Annotated in this window: 18 protein-coding genes and 1 riboswitch; of the genes, 7 read left to right on the plus strand and 11 right to left on the minus strand. The window is 36.8% G+C overall.

Translation table 11 applies throughout. The features are described 5' to 3' along the window. Window positions 1-357: 357 nt before the first annotated feature. On the minus strand, window positions 358-624 hold the full coding sequence (locus AC220I_RS08680; RefSeq protein WP_486723426.1) for a hypothetical protein: 267 nt from the start codon (window positions 622-624) through the stop codon (window positions 358-360). Window positions 625-865: 241 nt separating this feature from the next. Continuing rightward, window positions 866-955, plus strand: a riboswitch (glycine riboswitch). 203 nt (window positions 956-1,158) lie between these two features. Between AC220I_RS08680 and AC220I_RS08685 the strand changes: the two genes are divergently transcribed. From AC220I_RS08685 to AC220I_RS08700, 4 genes are all read left to right on the plus strand, one after another. After that, window positions 1,159-1,428, plus strand: a complete 270-nt coding sequence (locus AC220I_RS08685) for an ACT domain-containing protein (RefSeq protein ID WP_486723427.1) — start codon at window positions 1,159-1,161, stop codon at window positions 1,426-1,428. A 41-nt stretch (window positions 1,429-1,469) separates the two neighbouring features. Beyond that, window positions 1,470-2,828 carry a DUF711 family protein gene (locus AC220I_RS08690; RefSeq protein WP_486723428.1) on the plus strand — a complete coding sequence of 453 codons (1,359 nt, stop codon included), beginning with the start codon at window positions 1,470-1,472 and terminating at the stop codon, window positions 2,826-2,828. A 211-nt stretch (window positions 2,829-3,039) separates the two neighbouring features. After that, on the plus strand, window positions 3,040-3,999 hold the full coding sequence (locus AC220I_RS08695) for an ROK family protein (protein ID WP_486723429.1): 960 nt from the start codon (window positions 3,040-3,042) through the stop codon (window positions 3,997-3,999). Between the two features lie 205 nt (window positions 4,000-4,204). Further along, window positions 4,205-5,824 (plus strand): Na/Pi cotransporter family protein, encoded by a 1,620-nt coding sequence (locus AC220I_RS08700; RefSeq protein WP_486723430.1) that lies wholly within the window; start codon window positions 4,205-4,207, stop codon window positions 5,822-5,824. 170 nt (window positions 5,825-5,994) lie between these two features. Here the strand turns inward: AC220I_RS08700 and AC220I_RS08705 are convergent, their stop codons facing one another. The 4 genes from AC220I_RS08705 to AC220I_RS08720 all read right to left on the minus strand — a co-directional run bounded on the left by AC220I_RS08705 (window position 5,995) and on the right by AC220I_RS08720 (window position 8,292). After that, window positions 5,995-6,360, minus strand: a complete 366-nt coding sequence (locus tag AC220I_RS08705) for a rhodanese-like domain-containing protein (protein ID WP_486723431.1) — start codon at window positions 6,358-6,360, stop codon at window positions 5,995-5,997. Window positions 6,361-6,477: 117 nt separating this feature from the next. Beyond that, complete coding sequence (locus tag AC220I_RS08710; protein ID WP_486723432.1) at window positions 6,478-7,077, minus strand: pentapeptide repeat-containing protein; 600 nt, start codon at window positions 7,075-7,077, stop codon at window positions 6,478-6,480. 2 nt (window positions 7,078-7,079) lie between these two features. Beyond that, window positions 7,080-7,937: a putative RNA methyltransferase gene (locus tag AC220I_RS08715; protein ID WP_486723433.1), complete on the minus strand. Its 858-nt coding sequence runs from the start codon at window positions 7,935-7,937 to the stop codon at window positions 7,080-7,082. Then, entirely contained in the window at window positions 7,897-8,292 is a 396-nt protein-coding gene (locus AC220I_RS08720; RefSeq protein WP_486723434.1) for a winged helix-turn-helix transcriptional regulator, read from the minus strand. The genes AC220I_RS08715 and AC220I_RS08720 overlap by 41 nt, the downstream gene beginning before the upstream one ends. A gap of 154 nt (window positions 8,293-8,446) precedes the next feature. On the opposite strand from AC220I_RS08720, the gene AC220I_RS08725 reads away from it, so the two are divergent. Continuing rightward, a complete protein-coding gene (locus tag AC220I_RS08725; protein ID WP_486723435.1) occupies window positions 8,447-8,968 on the plus strand; it encodes a GNAT family N-acetyltransferase in 522 nt (173 codons plus the stop codon). Between the two features lie 52 nt (window positions 8,969-9,020). On the opposite strand, the gene AC220I_RS08730 is transcribed toward AC220I_RS08725, so the two are convergent. Further along, window positions 9,021-10,121 (minus strand): hypothetical protein, encoded by a 1,101-nt coding sequence (locus tag AC220I_RS08730; protein WP_486723436.1) that lies wholly within the window; start codon window positions 10,119-10,121, stop codon window positions 9,021-9,023. Between the two features lie 164 nt (window positions 10,122-10,285). Here AC220I_RS08730 and AC220I_RS08735 point away from each other — a divergent pair, with 164 nt between their 5' ends. After that, window positions 10,286-10,639, plus strand: coding sequence for a NifB/NifX family molybdenum-iron cluster-binding protein (locus tag AC220I_RS08735; RefSeq protein ID WP_486723437.1), 354 nt, complete (start codon window positions 10,286-10,288; stop codon window positions 10,637-10,639). Between the two features lie 123 nt (window positions 10,640-10,762). Here AC220I_RS08735 and AC220I_RS08740 read toward each other — a convergent pair whose 3' ends face one another. Continuing rightward, window positions 10,763-11,440, minus strand: a complete 678-nt coding sequence (locus AC220I_RS08740) for an MBL fold metallo-hydrolase (RefSeq protein WP_486723438.1) — start codon at window positions 11,438-11,440, stop codon at window positions 10,763-10,765. A 1-nt stretch (window position 11,441) separates the two neighbouring features. Beyond that, window positions 11,442-11,702 (minus strand): glutaredoxin 3, encoded by a 261-nt coding sequence (gene grxC, locus AC220I_RS08745; protein ID WP_486723439.1) that lies wholly within the window; start codon window positions 11,700-11,702, stop codon window positions 11,442-11,444. A 234-nt stretch (window positions 11,703-11,936) separates the two neighbouring features. On the opposite strand from grxC, the gene AC220I_RS08750 reads away from it, so the two are divergent. Further along, window positions 11,937-13,121: an MFS transporter gene (locus AC220I_RS08750; RefSeq protein WP_486723440.1), complete on the plus strand. Its 1,185-nt coding sequence runs from the start codon at window positions 11,937-11,939 to the stop codon at window positions 13,119-13,121. Between the two features lie 218 nt (window positions 13,122-13,339). Here the strand turns inward: AC220I_RS08750 and AC220I_RS08755 are convergent, their stop codons facing one another. The 3 genes from AC220I_RS08755 to folP are packed head-to-tail and all read right to left on the minus strand — an operon-like array spanning window position 13,340 to window position 15,665. Beyond that, the gene (locus AC220I_RS08755) at window positions 13,340-13,975 is read right to left on the minus strand and encodes a hypothetical protein (protein ID WP_486723441.1); all 636 of its coding nucleotides are present in this window, start codon (window positions 13,973-13,975) and stop codon (window positions 13,340-13,342) included. Between the two features lie 59 nt (window positions 13,976-14,034). Continuing rightward, window positions 14,035-14,850 carry a 2-amino-4-hydroxy-6-hydroxymethyldihydropteridine diphosphokinase gene (gene folK, locus AC220I_RS08760; protein ID WP_486723442.1) on the minus strand — a complete coding sequence of 272 codons (816 nt, stop codon included), beginning with the start codon at window positions 14,848-14,850 and terminating at the stop codon, window positions 14,035-14,037. Next, window positions 14,850-15,665: a dihydropteroate synthase gene (folP, locus tag AC220I_RS08765; protein WP_486723443.1), complete on the minus strand. Its 816-nt coding sequence runs from the start codon at window positions 15,663-15,665 to the stop codon at window positions 14,850-14,852. The genes folK and folP overlap by 1 nt, the downstream gene beginning before the upstream one ends. Window positions 15,666-15,926: the final 261 nt, after the last annotated feature.

Consider the following 15,926-nt stretch of genomic DNA (forward strand, 5'->3'; position numbering starts at 1 on the left):
GATTGGTATTTATTTTCATCTTTTATTCTCATAAATCTATAATAAATGATCATTCACTTATCGTCAATAATAAATGAATGATCATTCTTTTAAAAATCATTTAACGCCTAACCCCGTTTTGACCTTACCGCTCTCATCTAACCGCTTTTTCACAAGTTGAAGATTCTTGCTCAAAGCTGGATGAGAGCTAATGATCCGTATAATCATTTAACGCCAAAACCCCGTTTTGACCTTACCGCTCTCATCTAACCGCTTTTCGCAAGTTGAAGATTCTTGCTCAAAGCTGGATGAGAGCTAATGATCTATAATAAAAAAATTGCCCATTTCTTTTGAAATGCGCAATTTTATTTTTAGAATTTATGACCCCATCAAAAGTGTTTTTACCAAATCAATCTTCTCTAAAACGGTGTTCGATGTCGCAGAAGCATTCACACCAGAAAAATACCCGTCTGCTTCCTTTAAGTTTGAAACGATGAAACCTGCACTTCCCAAATCACTTTTTTCAATGAGATCACTTGCCATCTTTAACCAATTTCTGCACTGTACATTTTGACTTTGTTCCGTCACATTGTTTTTTATAAAATCTAAGCAAAAATAGACCATATCTTTATCCGTCTGATTCATCATTACCTCCAAAATCGTAATTACACTTCAATCTTACCCATAAAAGTGATTAAAGTACAGTTATTTTCTCAATATTGGTGTAAAACTTATTTTATGGCTTCAATAATCCTCATTGTTTTTAAATTTTTATGAGCATCCTTGACAAGTCTTTTACAATTGTGTTATTATTCATCTTAATTTAATAGGCTCGGATGAAGATCGTGGAATTTCACACATGGCTATTGTTTGAAAAACCGTTATTGGACGAACCTCTGGAGAGACTCTTTATGAGCGCCGAAGGGGAAAGCTGTTTACAGTGAAACTCTCAGGTACAAGGGACAGAGGCAGATGATTTATTTAAGACCCACTCTTATTTTTTGTGATGTTGAGGTTTAAATAAATAGTGTGCAGAATATCTCCAGAGGCTAATTTTTATTAGCCTCTTTTTTTTATTATAACAACAAAATTTGAGCCAAAAGCTGTGATGAGGAATGTTTAGCCTCAAACAGCATCAGCGAAAATTAAACTCGGATCATGAAAATTTAGGAGGAAAGAATGAACGCATATGTTTCAGTAATCGGAATGGACAAGAAAGGTATTATAAAGGCTGTTGCAACAGTACTATCCGATAATGGTGTCAATATTTTAGATATCAATCAAACCATAGTACAAGGCTGCTTTACCATGGTTATGTTTGTCGATCTCAGTGATTTGATCACTGATTTAGCTGGCCTCAAAGAAAAGCTCTCAGTTCCAGCACAAGCATTGGATTTAAGAATTAAAGTGCAACATGAAGCTATTTTTTCAACCATGCACACCCTATAAATCATCTTAATAATAGACCCTAAAATAAGCCAGGAGGACTAATGAATAATTTTAACAATATACTAGAAACGATTAACATGATTGAGAGAGATAAACTTGATATCCGTACCATAACCATGGGAATTTCACTGCTTGACTGCTGTGATACAAATGGTGAAGTCGCACGGCAAAAAATATACAAGAAAATAACCACACTTGCAAAGGATCTTGTTAAAGTTGGTGAAGAAATCGAAGAAAAATACGGTATCCCTATAATCAACAAGAGAATATCCGTGACGCCAATTGCTTTAATTGCACAAGCCTGTGACGATCCAGACTATGTGGCTTTTGCACAAACACTTGATGCAGCCGCAAAAGAAGTCGGTGTTAACTTTATAGGCGGTTTTTCAGCCTTAGTTCAAAAGGGATACACAAAGGGCGATAAAATTCTCATTGAGTCTATTCCCAAAGCACTTGCCCTCACAGAGCGTGTCTGCAGTTCCGTAAATGTTGGCTCAAGCAAGGCTGGTATCAATATGGATGCAGTTAAAGATCTTGGTAAAATTATTAAGGAGACTGCGATGCTTACCTCGAATCAAGAGAGTATCGGTTGCGCTAAGCTTGTTGTATTTGCAAATGCAGTTGAAGATAATCCCTTTATGGCAGGTGCCTTCCACGGTGTCACTGAGGCAGAATGTGTCATCCATGTGGGCATCAGTGGACCAGGTGTTGTCAAGGTTGCACTTGAAAAAGTTAAGGGACAACCCTTTGATGTGGTTGCTGAAACTATTAAAAAAACCGCTTTCAAAATCACAAGAGTTGGACAACTGGTTGCCAATGAAGCTTCAGAGAGATTGGGTGTTCCCTTTGGTATTATTGACCTATCACTTGCACCTACACCAGCCGTCGGCGATAGCGTCGCTAGAATCCTTGAAGAAATTGGACTTGAAGCCTGCGGTTGTCACGGTACTACAGCTGCTCTTGCCATGTTAAACGATGCTGTTAAAAAAGGCGGTGTTATGGCTTCCTCACACGTTGGTGGCTTAAGCGGTGCATTTGTGCCTGTCAGCGAAGATGAGGGCATGATAGCCGCTGTAAAAATGGGTGCACTCACCATAGATAAACTTGAAGCGATGACCTGTGTATGTTCAGTTGGACTTGATATGATTGCTGTGCCTGGTGACACACCTGCTAGTACAATATCAGCAATTATTGCAGATGAAGCGGCGATCGGTGTTATCAACAACAAAACAACAGGTGTCAGAATTATTCCTGTTATTGGTAAATCACTTGGTGAAGAAGCTGAGTTTGGAGGTCTTTTGGGAACAGGCCCAATTATGAAGGTAAACGCATTCTCTAGTGAGGCCTTCATCAATAGAGGTGGCCGCATTCCAGCACCTATTCACAGCTTCAAGAACTAGAATTTTAATGGAAGTTCAAGTCAAAAGGTGCTTATTTTTCACTTTATCTATATAAGAACTATTTGTTATATGATAAATTAATGTTTTAGGGCTACACAGAAAGTATCCTCGATTGAGGATACTTTCTTCCGTATGAGCACATGGCTAAAAGATTAAAAGGTTGATTTATAGAGATCTTATTTGGTATAAATACTTCATATGGAGGTTAACTATGAAAAGATGGATCGGATTAGACATAGGTGGCTCTAAGATTCTCGGTGCATTATACAACGAAGCAGGTAAATCATTATCTCAAGCCAAAAAGAAAACCAAAGCAAATGAAGGCATAGAAGTTGTTATGACGCAAGTCTACAAGGTCATCGACGCCTTACTAGAGGAAGGGCATGATCAAAAGGACTTTGAGCTCATGGGGATTGGCGTTGGAGTTCCTGGGATTGTAACTTCAGAGGGAATTGTTGAATTTTCACCTAACATTCCTTTTAGGAATTTTGACCTTAGAGCACAAATCACCAAGAAATACAATAAACCCGTGGTTGTAGGTAACGATGTCAACGTTGCGATGTTCGGCGAATATAAAGTTATTTCAAAGCATACTTCTAGAAATGTATTGGGCCTTTTTATAGGAACTGGTATAGGTGGTGCAATTATTATAGATGGGCAACTCTATGTTGGTCAGGGCGCTGCTGCTGAGTTTGGTCATTTGGTTGTAAACGCCGATGGCGCTTTTTGCGGCTGTGGTGCTCAAGGTTGCTTAGAAGCATATGCTTCCAAAACAGCAATGCAAAGATATATTGAAACGCAGCTCACAAAAGGCAGACCCTCATCACTTAAGGATTTTCAAAAATCAGATGGTGCAGTTCTTAAGAGTTCAACTTTACAAAAAGCTTATGATTTGAATGATCCACTTGCCATTGAGGTTGTACAATATGCCTCTAAATATCTGGGCATTGCCATCGGTAGTCTTATCAACATGTTTCATCCCCATTTGTTCATACTTGGAGGCGGTATCATGGAATCACTAGGTAAGCAAATGATGCCCCTTATATTGAAAGAGGCAGAAAGGCATGCAATGCCTGGTCTCCTAGATACCATTAGCTTTGAATCCAGTAAGCTTGGAGATGATGCTGGTATCTATGGCGCTTTTCAATTAATAAGGGCTTTAGAACCTTAAAAAACGTTCATTTTAAGCCATTTATGTTCTAATTATCATACAAAAGGTATATGTTTACAAATTGTTCACATACTTTACTTAGATTTAACATTGACTTTACTTGGATTTAACGCACAAAAGCGCAGTCTCTGCTAGAATAGATGAGTGATTATTTTTTATAATATGCGTAATTAAAAATGAGATTTTTATAAGGAGGCATTGGGCAATGTCGGTTGCTATTGGTGTATTAGGCGGATTAGGCCTATTCTTATTCGGAATGCAGATGATGGGGGCAGGACTCCAGAAAGCTGCTGGGAAGAAGCTTGAGAGAATTATTGAGGTATTAACGACAAACCGCTTTATGGGCGTATTCGTCGGAATGCTCGTTACTGGTGTTATTCAAAGTTCGAGTGCAACAACTGTTATGGTTGTAGGTTTTGTAAATGCAGGCATCATGAAGTTAACACAAGCAGTTGGTGTTATCATGGGTGCAAATATTGGTACAACGATTACAGGTCAGATTGTTTCAATGTCCATTGATGATATTGCACCAATCTCCATAGGGATTGGTATGGTCATTTGGATGACGACTAAAAAGGATAGTCGCAAGACATTAGCGGAAATTCTAATTGGTCTAGGAATCTTATTCTTAGGTATGGAATTCCTTAAAGATGCCTTAAAGCCTTTAAGAGAACTTGAAGCTTTCAACACTATGATGATTTCATTAAGCCATCACCCAATTCTTGGTGTTCTTGTTGGTTTTGCATTAACCTTTATTGTTCAAAGTTCTAGTGCTTCAATCGGTATGCTTATCGCTCTTGCTTCTCAAGGCGTTTTACCGCTTGCAGCTGCATTACCAATTCTTTACGGAGATAACATCGGTACTTGTACGACTGCTCTTTTATCAAGTATTGGTGCCAGTAAAAATGCTAAACGTGCTGCAATCATTCACTTGGCATTTAATACAGTAGGAACAATTTTGTTTATTGTGGTCTTGTCAAGACCAATCACTGCGATTGTAACAATGTGGGATCCAACAGATGTTGGTCGTCAAATTGCAAATGCACATACAATGTTTAACTTAATCAACGTTGCAGTTCAATTCCCATTTGCTTTCTTCCTTGTTAAAGTGGCAATGTGGCTTGTACCTGACAAAGGCAATGAGGCAGCAGATGTAAAAGTGACTAAGTTTATTGACGATCGTATCCTAGAAACACCTACAATTGCAATCAAGAGTGCAATTAATGAAGCATTAAATATGGGGAATATCGCTAAGGAAAGCCTTTCATGTGCAATGGACGGATTTTTCGAAGGCCAAACTGAAAAGGTTAAGAAAACATTTGAACTTGAAAAGAATGTTAATATTCTAGAAAAAGTAATAACTGAGTTTCTTGTAAAACTCTCAAATAGAGACATTCTTGATACTGATAGACGTTACATCGATGGTCTTTTTAACAACATAAACGATATTGAACGCATAGGAGACCATGCGGACAACATTGCTGAACTTGTAATGTCAGTTAATGAGAAGAACATTGTATTCACAGATCAATCTAGGAGCGCATTACTCATTATGTATAATAAAACTAAAACGACTTATGATCTTGCATTAAAAGTGCTTGATAAGCCAAATCGCGCAATGATTGATGAAGTAATGGCCCTTGAGAAAGAACTTGATACACTTGAAAGAGAAGCAAGAAAAGACCACTTTACGCGCTTAAACAACAACGAATGTAGCACTGAAAACGGTGTTTACTATTTGGAAATCGTTAACAACCTTGAGCGTATTTCGGACTTATCTTGTAACCTTGTAAAAGTTATTTCTGAAACAGCAGAAGTTGCATAATAAAAAAATATAAAAGAAGCACTAATCCCAGAATTGGAATTAGTGCTTCTTTTTTGAGCTGAAAGCATGATGAGGTGATTAGACCTCTAACAGCCTCAGCGAAAATTAGTTTAGGACATCGAGATATGGCTCAAATGTTGTTAATACATATGATATGGCCTCTACCCCCCCTATCTTCTGTAACTTGACAGACCACCTGTTAGATTTATAATGTCTACCACACCTAATCTCTTTAAGATCTTTGCAGCTTGCATACTTCTGTGACCAGATGCACAAGTTAGAACAACAGGGATATTCTTATCAATTTCCTTTGCTCTACTGTGAAGGGTTTGAAGCGGTATGTTTTTAAATCCCTTAATGCTATTTGCTTTGAATTCAGCTTGTGTTCTAACATCAATAAATTGTCTTTTCACAGATTTGTCATTTAACATTTGATTCAAAGCATCACTGTTAATTTTTTCAACCTTTGGTTCTGTTACCTTTTTAAAAATTAAATAGGCGACAATCACAACGCCAAAAATAATAATGTTATTCATAAAACCTCCTGTTAGCCCCCCTATACCGGGGTGTGGTTTTATATTAACATACTTCACACCGAATATCAATCCTCAATGAAAAATGTAGATGAATGTTTACAAATAGATTATAACTTCTTATAAATTGCTTTCAATAATCATGGTTTTAAAGGCACTCTCTTGAAGCCTATCAATATCAATTTTTAAATTCACTATTGATTTTGGCTTACCGATGAAGAGCGCATCACTCAAGTTTACTACCTGGGTCAAGTCACAATCTTCAAGGCTTGAACCTTCAATATTAACTTGAATCAATTGAGCACCTTCAAAATTACATTCTCTGATAATACAGTTTTCAAGCACAACATGATTGAATACTGCATTTCTAAAGACACACTTGTCAAGAATACTATTTGCAAAGTTTGTATTTTTAATAATTGCCCCTTCAAAATCACCCTGATCAATTTTTACATCGCCAAGGTCACAGTGATCAAGGCTCACCTGATAGCCACAGACTTGATTTAGGCAGGCCCCTTTTAGGGAAATCTTCTCGAGGGCCATCTTTCTTAAGTTCACAGCCCTTAAATCATATTTTTCCTCAAATAATGGTGTTTTTTTAGATATAAATCTCTTCTCAATAATCTTCTCAATGATGATTTTATAAGGATCACTCTTCCATCTTGAAAAAAGTGTTTCACGATTTTTCTTGCCCTTGTATCCCGATTTTCTATTGGTCATTTTTAACGCCCTTTCGATTGTTGATAAACCCCTATGCTGACGCTCACAGTTACCACTATGGTATCCATCTTCAGTAAGGCTGCCTTGTTTTCTTCTTTAACTCGCCAAAAATGTGGTGTCATTAGCAAGAGTTGCACTAAATCCTCATTCTGAAGTTCAATGTCATAAGCAACATTTTTGACACTAACAACTTCAAGACCTTCAAGATCCGTTAAATACTGTTCATATTCCTTTACCTTAATTTCTGGATATATAACTTCTTTTAACTGCATCAAGTGATTTGTCTCAGGAAACACGCGTACCAATACACCATCTTTTTTTAGCATTCTCTCACATTCTACCATATCTATCGGACTAAATACCGATAGTATCCCTGAGAGCGAATGATCTTGGAAAGGTGTAAAAAAGCTGTTTGCAACAATCCACTCTGCATCCTTGTGGTGTCTACTTGCCATCTTGATGGCACTTTTTGAAATATCAAGACCATAATATGCAGTTTGTGGGTTATCAAGGCTTTCAATTAACCTTTTGAGATAGTAGCCTTCACCACACCCCAAATCTAAGAAAGATGCAGGTTTTTTGCCAATACCTTTAAAATACGCCCCAACCGTTGTATTAATTTCATCTGAAATTTTTTGATAAAATCCCTTAGAAAGAAAAGACTGTCGCGAAGCAACCATTTCATGAGAATCGCCTGGATTTTTACTTTTTTTCTCATGGCTTAAAAGAAGGTTTACATAGCCCTCCTTTGCCATATCAAATGAATGCTTTAAATCACATTTATAGAGTTTAGCCGCTTCTATTGGATAGAGCGGATTGTTACAAACAGGACATTTTAGACATTTCATCTTTTGCTTCATTTTGATGCCTCATACTTTCATTTTTTAATTTTTTACCCCATTTAGCCAATGATTCAAGTGCCGGAATTAAAGCTAGGCCATGCTCTGTCAATCGATATTCCACTCTTGGTGGCACTTCAAGGAATTGCTCTCTTTCTACGATCCCGTAGCTTTCAAGTTCTTTTAAAGACTGGGCCAGCATCATGTTGGTGATTCCAACTACATGCTTTTTCAGCTCGTTATAGCGTACCACCTCGTTCTTATGGATGGCCCATATAATCTGAAGTCGCCATTTACCACCAATTATACTTAAGGCATAGTTTAGCGGGCATTCAGACTTTGGAAAAATGGGTTTTTGATTTACTTCTTTTGGCATATAACGCACTCCATTAATCAGTTTTTTCTGACTTAATCTGTTAATTCTGCGTACTTGAAAGTAGATTTTATTATCCTATAATTATAACATAGTTAACCTGCTAAATACTGTGTTCTAAATGCAGATTTTAGTAAAAACATATTAAGGAGGAAACATGTTAAGTTATATTGAACTTAAACCATCCGAAATTGGCCAATTAAAACCTCTTGTTAATGCACTGATGGCTTTTCAGAAATCAAAAGCCACCATTAAACCCGAACTTTTTGATACAATGTCTTTTGAAACGAGACTAGTGCCTTCTGTGGCATCTTCAACTCACAATTTCTTTATACTCGTAAAGGATGATGACATGCCCGTGGGGTATGTTTATGCCAATATTGCACCTAAAGAAAACTATGTAAATGATTTTGCTACATTCTTTGATCTCAAATCAATTAGCGCAGAGCATGTTGGCTGTTTATCACAATTTTATATTGATGCAAACTATAGGAATAAGGGCGTTGGTTCAAAGCTTTTTGCAGCTGCCAAAAAGTGGATGGATACCTTTACGGATGTTGAGGATCAGTTTATCTTTGTTTCCAATGGCAATACAGATGCTCTGAATTTTTACAAGCATAAAGGCTTTAAGGTCAGTCATGATATTTTAGAAGGTTTCATCACCGTTCTTAGAAACTAAAAAAAGGCTTATTTCAATAATCTTTCATTATCGAAATAAGCCTTAAATTTACTTAGCTATACGATATCGACTGATAATAGGCTTCAAGGTCAAAACCATGTGTCGTAACAGACTCAATTGCACGATTAAATACTTGGCTCTCAGCAAGTGATGCTTCTAGAGAATCACTGTTTAAGTTTTGGATCCATCTATGAAAATCATCTACTTTTAGGCCACTGCTATTATTAAGTGTCACAATAGCGTTCTTCACAAGATCGATTACCAATGACTCGTTGTCTCTTGGTTTAAGATGTACCAATACCTCTGAAACATCCTTTGGTGCTCTACTCAGCTTTGAACTAAACTCATGCAGGTAGAAGAAGAGACCATAGTTATGAAGCTTTCCAGTATCAACATTGATAAACCATAAATCTTTATCTATCCCAGTTGAAGTTAATCCCATGTATTTAAGCGCAGTAAGATCATAAAAAATGCCTTCACAAATTTTTCGATTACCTAGTGGTTTCAGATAGCCTAATACAGTTTCAAGGACTACAACAGGTTCAATGCCCTTTTGTTTCTTAAAGACAATATAGCCATGACTCGTCGTGTCAAATGTGTCTACGATTTGAGGAAGTTCGATTTTAAAATAGCCATCACCCTTGCCCTTAATCAACTCAATTGAATCCATAAATATTTTCCGTTTGAGTTTTGTAATTTCAAGCATGACATACTCTTCTGAAACGTACATATAACCCAAATCGATCATCACTCTTTTCAAGTACTTAAAACGGACACATTTTCCTGAGACACTTTTGAGTTCAATAGACTTCTTTCGTCTACTTCTCCTAACTGTTTCGGCAAACTCAGAATAATTTATATCATCCTTTTCTGTCGTATTTTTTTGAGCCTCAGGTGTTGGTTTCTTGCCTCTGTTTAGAATTCGTTCCTTTTCATAAAACTTCTGCTGACTGATTAGAGATTGTCCCTCATGATATAGGGCATTGATTTTGCTCATAATATATAGGGCTTCTTTAACCTCTGAAACATCTGGATGCCATAGTTTTGCAAGTGTTCTATATTCTCTTTTTATGCCTTTCACAGTAAATAACTCTGATGGCATATCGCAATTCATAATATAATATTTGTCTTTGAATTTATCTTTTGATGCCATAATTGCCTCCAGGCTGATTATTCCTTATCATTATAACACTTGTTTGCATTTGAATTCAACACGCTTGAGGATTTATTCTTTTCGCCTTCGATTATTGACATATGCCATAAACGCGGTATAATCAAGATGATAAGCATATACCCTAATTTTAAGGAGGAATCACCATGAAAATTGCATTACCAACAAAAAATGGAATGATCGATAGTCATTTTGGTCACTGTGAATATTATACGATCGTTGAACTTGGCCCAAATAAAGAAGTCAAGTCAAAATCTATATTGGAAGCGCCTCAAGGCTGTGGCTGTAAATCAAATATAGCATATACCCTTAAGGACCTAGGTGTTGAGCTCATGCTTGCTGGCAATATGGGACAAGGTGCTGTGAACGTCCTTTCTAGTCAAAATATAAATGTTTTACGCGGTTGCAAAGGTGAAGTGGATCAAGTTGTTAGTGATTATGTTTCTGGAAATTTGACAGATAATCAAATTGCATGTGACCACCATGAATGCAACCATTAAAGACCTAATTTTATAAACAGACCATCTGCCTGTCTATAAAATTAATGGTTAAACCCTTCATAAAACTAAGGACCGATATAAGATTCACTGAAAAAGTGGTCTAAATCGGTCTTTTTATTTAACTTATAAGGAAAATAAAAGTGAATTTCGAGTCTCTATCTTAACAATAAGATCATTTTTTAATAAATCATAAAGGTCTTTGGTAATACCATAATTTGTGTTGAAATGCATTGGGACTAAATATCCGAGCCTTTTATTTTCAATAAAAGCTTTTGCCGCATAATAGTAAGCATCCTTCAGTCTTGGATCAACAGGTACAAAGGCCACATCAATTTGTGGTTCTTTTATAGAGGAAAGAATTTCATTAAACTGACGTGCCTCATCAGCTTGCACATCAGGTGGTGAATTTTCCCAATGCCACCAGTTCAAATCACCTGAGTGAAAAATATACTTGTGATCCAATTCTACCATGAATGACACGCCCAAATCCGTGGAGTCATAGGTGGTCACCCTAAATGACAAGTCATCATAGGACTCATTTGGCTTTACATATATCACTTGATTACAGTTTTTAAAAGCCTCTCTTATCACTGCTTCATCAGAAAGAATAAAAGTGGCCTTGCTCAAATAAGGGCTTAATCTTTCAAAATCAAAATGATCAGAATGCATATGTGAGACAAAAAAATACTGCTTCTTTCTGGAATCAACAAAACCATCTATATCACTGATTACATCAAAAAATAACTGTTCATGGTCTGTTTCTACTAAGACGCCACTGTGAAAAAGATGCCAGATTTTCATATTAGTTGCCACCCTCAAGCATTTGATCTAGTTTTCCATTAGCCTCTAGTAAATGCATGTCGTCACATCCGCCAATGAATTCATTTTCAATAAAGATTTGGGGCACTGTACGCCAACCCGTTTGTTTTTTAATTTGCTCAAAAGTCGCCGGTTCAGCCTCCACATCTATATTTGTATAAGTTACGCCTTTACTGTCTAAAAGCTTAAGAGCCTTTCTACAATACGGGCAGTATTTTGTTGTATATAAAGTTACCTTTTTCATATTTCTACCACCTTTCTTTATGTTATTTACATTATATCATATGATGTTTCCTATGCGTCATAAGGTCATTGATTTAGCCTTTAACAAATAGTAAAATATATGGACTGAAAAACAAATTTTATTGTCCTTAACCAAAGATTTTACCATCTCATTAAAAAACTTAATGGTATGATTTTAATACTTTAATACTTTAATACTTTTATACTTTTGTCACAAGAAAGAGAGGCACTTAAGATGATGACATTCATTTTACTTATGATTATCTATTTGGCTTTTATTAGTTTAGGCTTACCTGATGCTTTACTCGGCGTTTCGTGGCCACTGATTAGAAGCGAATGGTCACTTGCACTTGATGCTGCAGGTGCAATCTCCATCATAATCACAGTAGGGACAATTACAAGTAGCTTGCTAAGTGGTAAACTCATTCGGCGCTTTGGCGAAGGCCGAATTACCTTTGTTAGCGGTCTTTTAACAGGTGGTGCATTATTGGGGTATGCATATGCCCCTTCTTACATTTGGCTTATTTTATTGGCCTTACCACTTGGTTTTGGTGCTGGTTCAGTCGATACAGCTCTTAACCACTATGTTTCGCTTCACTTCAAAGCACATCATATGAATTGGCTACATTCATTTTGGGGCATTGGTGCAACTATGGGACCGGTAATCATGTCAGGTATTCTCGTAAAAACAGGGTCTTGGAGGGCTGGGTATTCTACAATTGCAATCATACAGCTGTTTCTGGCTGCCATCCTTTTTTTGAGTTTGCCCCTTTGGCGAAAACATGCCCTATTGACTGCATCAAATACAGTAGATACAAGTCCTCACGATCAAGAAGTTCCTCAGACAGTTTCAGGACTTAAACTGCTTAAGGTAAAAGGTGTCCCATATGCCCTGCTTGTTTTTATGTTTTACTGTGCAGCAGAATATGCTATGGGTCTATGGGGTAGTAGTTATTTGGTTCAGGTCAGGATGATGACACTAGAATCTGCTGCTAAATGGGTTGCACTTTATTATGCTGGCATTACTATCGGGCGAATACTCGCCGGCTTTATTTCTTTCAAACTTAACAACAAGCAACTGATTTTACTTGGCATTAGCATTGCCATGACCGGTGCATTACTCCTCTTCTTAAATTTAAATGCCCTTAGTGTCCTAGTCTCCTTTGCATTAATAGGTATGGGCTTTGCCCCTATTTTTCCTGCAATGGTTCACGAAACACCTCGTCGTTTTGGCAAGGCTCTTGCACAAAATGTCATAGGTTTTCAGATGGCATCTGCCTATATTGGCATTGCATTTTTCCCACCACTGCTTGGGGTTATTATTGATCAGACGCAAATGTTTGTATTTCCAATTTTCATTATTTTATGTATTGTGATGCTTTATTTTTTAACCACACAGCTCAACAAACTTAAATCATAAGTTTAAAATAATAAAACAGTTCTGGTCATGTCTAATGCCATAAGGCTTATTCTAATCCTTTAAGGTAAAAACCTTGTTTCGACCTTAACGTTCTTATCTAACCGCTTTTTGCAAGTTGAACATTCTTGCTCAAAACGAGATGAAAACTAATGATATACAATAAAGAGACGCACTCGTGCGTCTCCTTTTATTATAGACAATAAATTTTTTTAACCAAACTAAAAACGGGGTTTACCATCATCCATGCTTATCATTAGAAAGCCACAAAATGCAGCATTATCCGATGGCAAGGCCGAGCTTGTATTTTTTTTAATCTCGTTGATCATGGTTCGATACTGGTTGTAAAAAGTATAATTGGGCTTTGAAACGTATTTAAAATCCTGCTCTTCAAAATACGAAAGAATGCCCTTAACTGTGGTGGGTTTGACGAGCACCTCAAATTCTGGATTCATATAGACCCCTAAGACTGTTAAAATTGGCCACTTTGCAATTTTATATCTCTCAAGAATTTCAATCTGAGTCATGAATCCAAATTCTTGATCACCATATAGGAATTCATACACGCCACTTACAAATCGCGTTTTTTCATCCAAAGTAAAGGTTTTGGCCAAGTCTTTAAATTTCGCTTTCTCAAAAATTGAAACCAGTGAAGACTGAGAAATTAGCTTGATATAGCTTTCAAACAAGCCTTCTACATCCTTAAAACAATTCTTAGCAAAGTTTTCCACTACGAAGTTTCTCATCTTCTCTACTTTATGTTTCTTTGCAATTTCAAGCATTTCAGGTGTATCAAATCCCATTGGATAAGCCATGAAGAAGTTTTCTTCTAAAACACGTAATTTATCAATATTCATAATGCATCCTTCCTAAACTAAACCCCTTAATTAAAGATACGTCTTATAAGAATATTATATCAAACTTCCAATTTATTAAGCAAATCAATTGTGCGTTGTCCAAAGATAGGATGAACATAGTATGGTGCGATTTCTGCTAGGGGTTTAAGAACAAATAGTCTTTCATGCATTCTTGGATGAGGCAATATAATTTCATCATCATCAGAAATCATTTGATCGAAATAAATGATATCTAGGTCAAGGGTTCTTGGTCCCCATTTTATCACTCGCTCTCTCTTAAGATCAGCCTCAATGTCCATTAACCATCTCATCAACATTTTAGGCCCCAATATGGTACTGACCTTAAAAACACCATTTAAGAAGACATCTTGGTCTTCGTAACCCACGGGATCTGTTTGAATAATCTCAGATTTTTTCAGGATTTTGGTATGTGTGCTTTTTTCAATGAGCTCAAATGCCTTTTCAATGTTAAGGGCCTTGTCGCCTAGATTTGAACCCACAGCGATGTAGGCGATATGTCTACTTCTCACAATATGAACAGCAGGATACTCTAGTGGCATCAGCACTGGGGCCCATGGTTTTTTCAAGGTGAGGTCAATCTTTTGAACCGCTTCATATTTAAGAAGAACATATTTGCAAATTTGCTCTGCAGCATGTTCAATCAAATCATATTTTTCTAAATTGAACTCATAATTAAGCTCATGGCACAAGGTTGCATAATTGATGGCGTGATTTAAGTCATCAGTTTCACAGGCTAAGGATAGGTCTACATCAATAACGATGTCCAATATAAATTTTTGACCCATGGCTTTTTCCTCAATATTTACACCATGGTAGGCAAAGAGTTCGAGCCCCTTTATGATTAATTGATCCATTATCTTCCTCCAGCATTCAACATTTTTTCAGTCATTCTCAAGGCTCTAAGGTTTGCCCTTACGTCATGGACTCTAAAGATAGTGCAGCCCTTAACATAACCAAGTACAGTGGTGGCAATGGTGCCTTCAAGACGTTGGTCTACCGGTAAGTCAAGGGCCATTCCAATCATGGACTTTCTAGAGGTTCCGAGTAAAATCGGATATCCCATAGTCTTAAAACGTTCCAAAGACTTCATCACCTCTAAATTGTCATCTAGCGTTTTTGCAAAGCCCACGCCTGGATCTAGAATGATCTGAGATTTATCAACACCCGCATTTAATGCGATTTCAATACTTTCATTCAAATCTGAAATCATGTCATCTATAAGGTTGTTGTAGTCCTTGTTGTCTCTATTGTGCATGAGACAAACAGGCACTTTATAGGCTGCAGCAACCTCTGCAATCTTAGGTTGATTTTTGAAGCCCCATACATCATTGATCATATCTGCACCTGCTTTTAATGCTGCTTCAGCCACAGATGCTTTTGAGGTATCAATTGAAATCGGGATATCATACTTTTCTTTGATGGCCTTGATAACAGGAACAACTCGATCAATTTCCTCTTGGTCGCCAACAATTTGATGACCTGGTCTTGTGGACTCTCCACCAATGTCTATAATATCAACGCCTTCATTAATCATAACGTCAACTTGCTTCATGGCATCTTCAATATGCGTAAACTTTCCACCATCTGAAAAAGAATCTGGTGTCACATTTAAGATCCCCATAATATAGGCTTGATTTTCTAAATCAAAATTTCGGTTTCCAATTTGCATTTTTATTTCCTTTCAAAACATGATTGTATTTTGAGCCAACAAAATATGGACCATAAATTTTATGGTACTTATATTATCATACTAGTATTATTGTACTTGAATTGTCTTACTTGCAATATAGAGTGTTTATTATTGTCTTTTTTTTGATACCTGATTATCCGACATCCAATTTTTTCTCAAATTACTTAGTATCTAGTATTTGATCTCTATATTCTTCTTGTTAATATCCCAATTGCATTCCCCTGATACATGGCAATTAAA

Source organism: Fusibacter sp. (genome assembly GCF_057447755.1).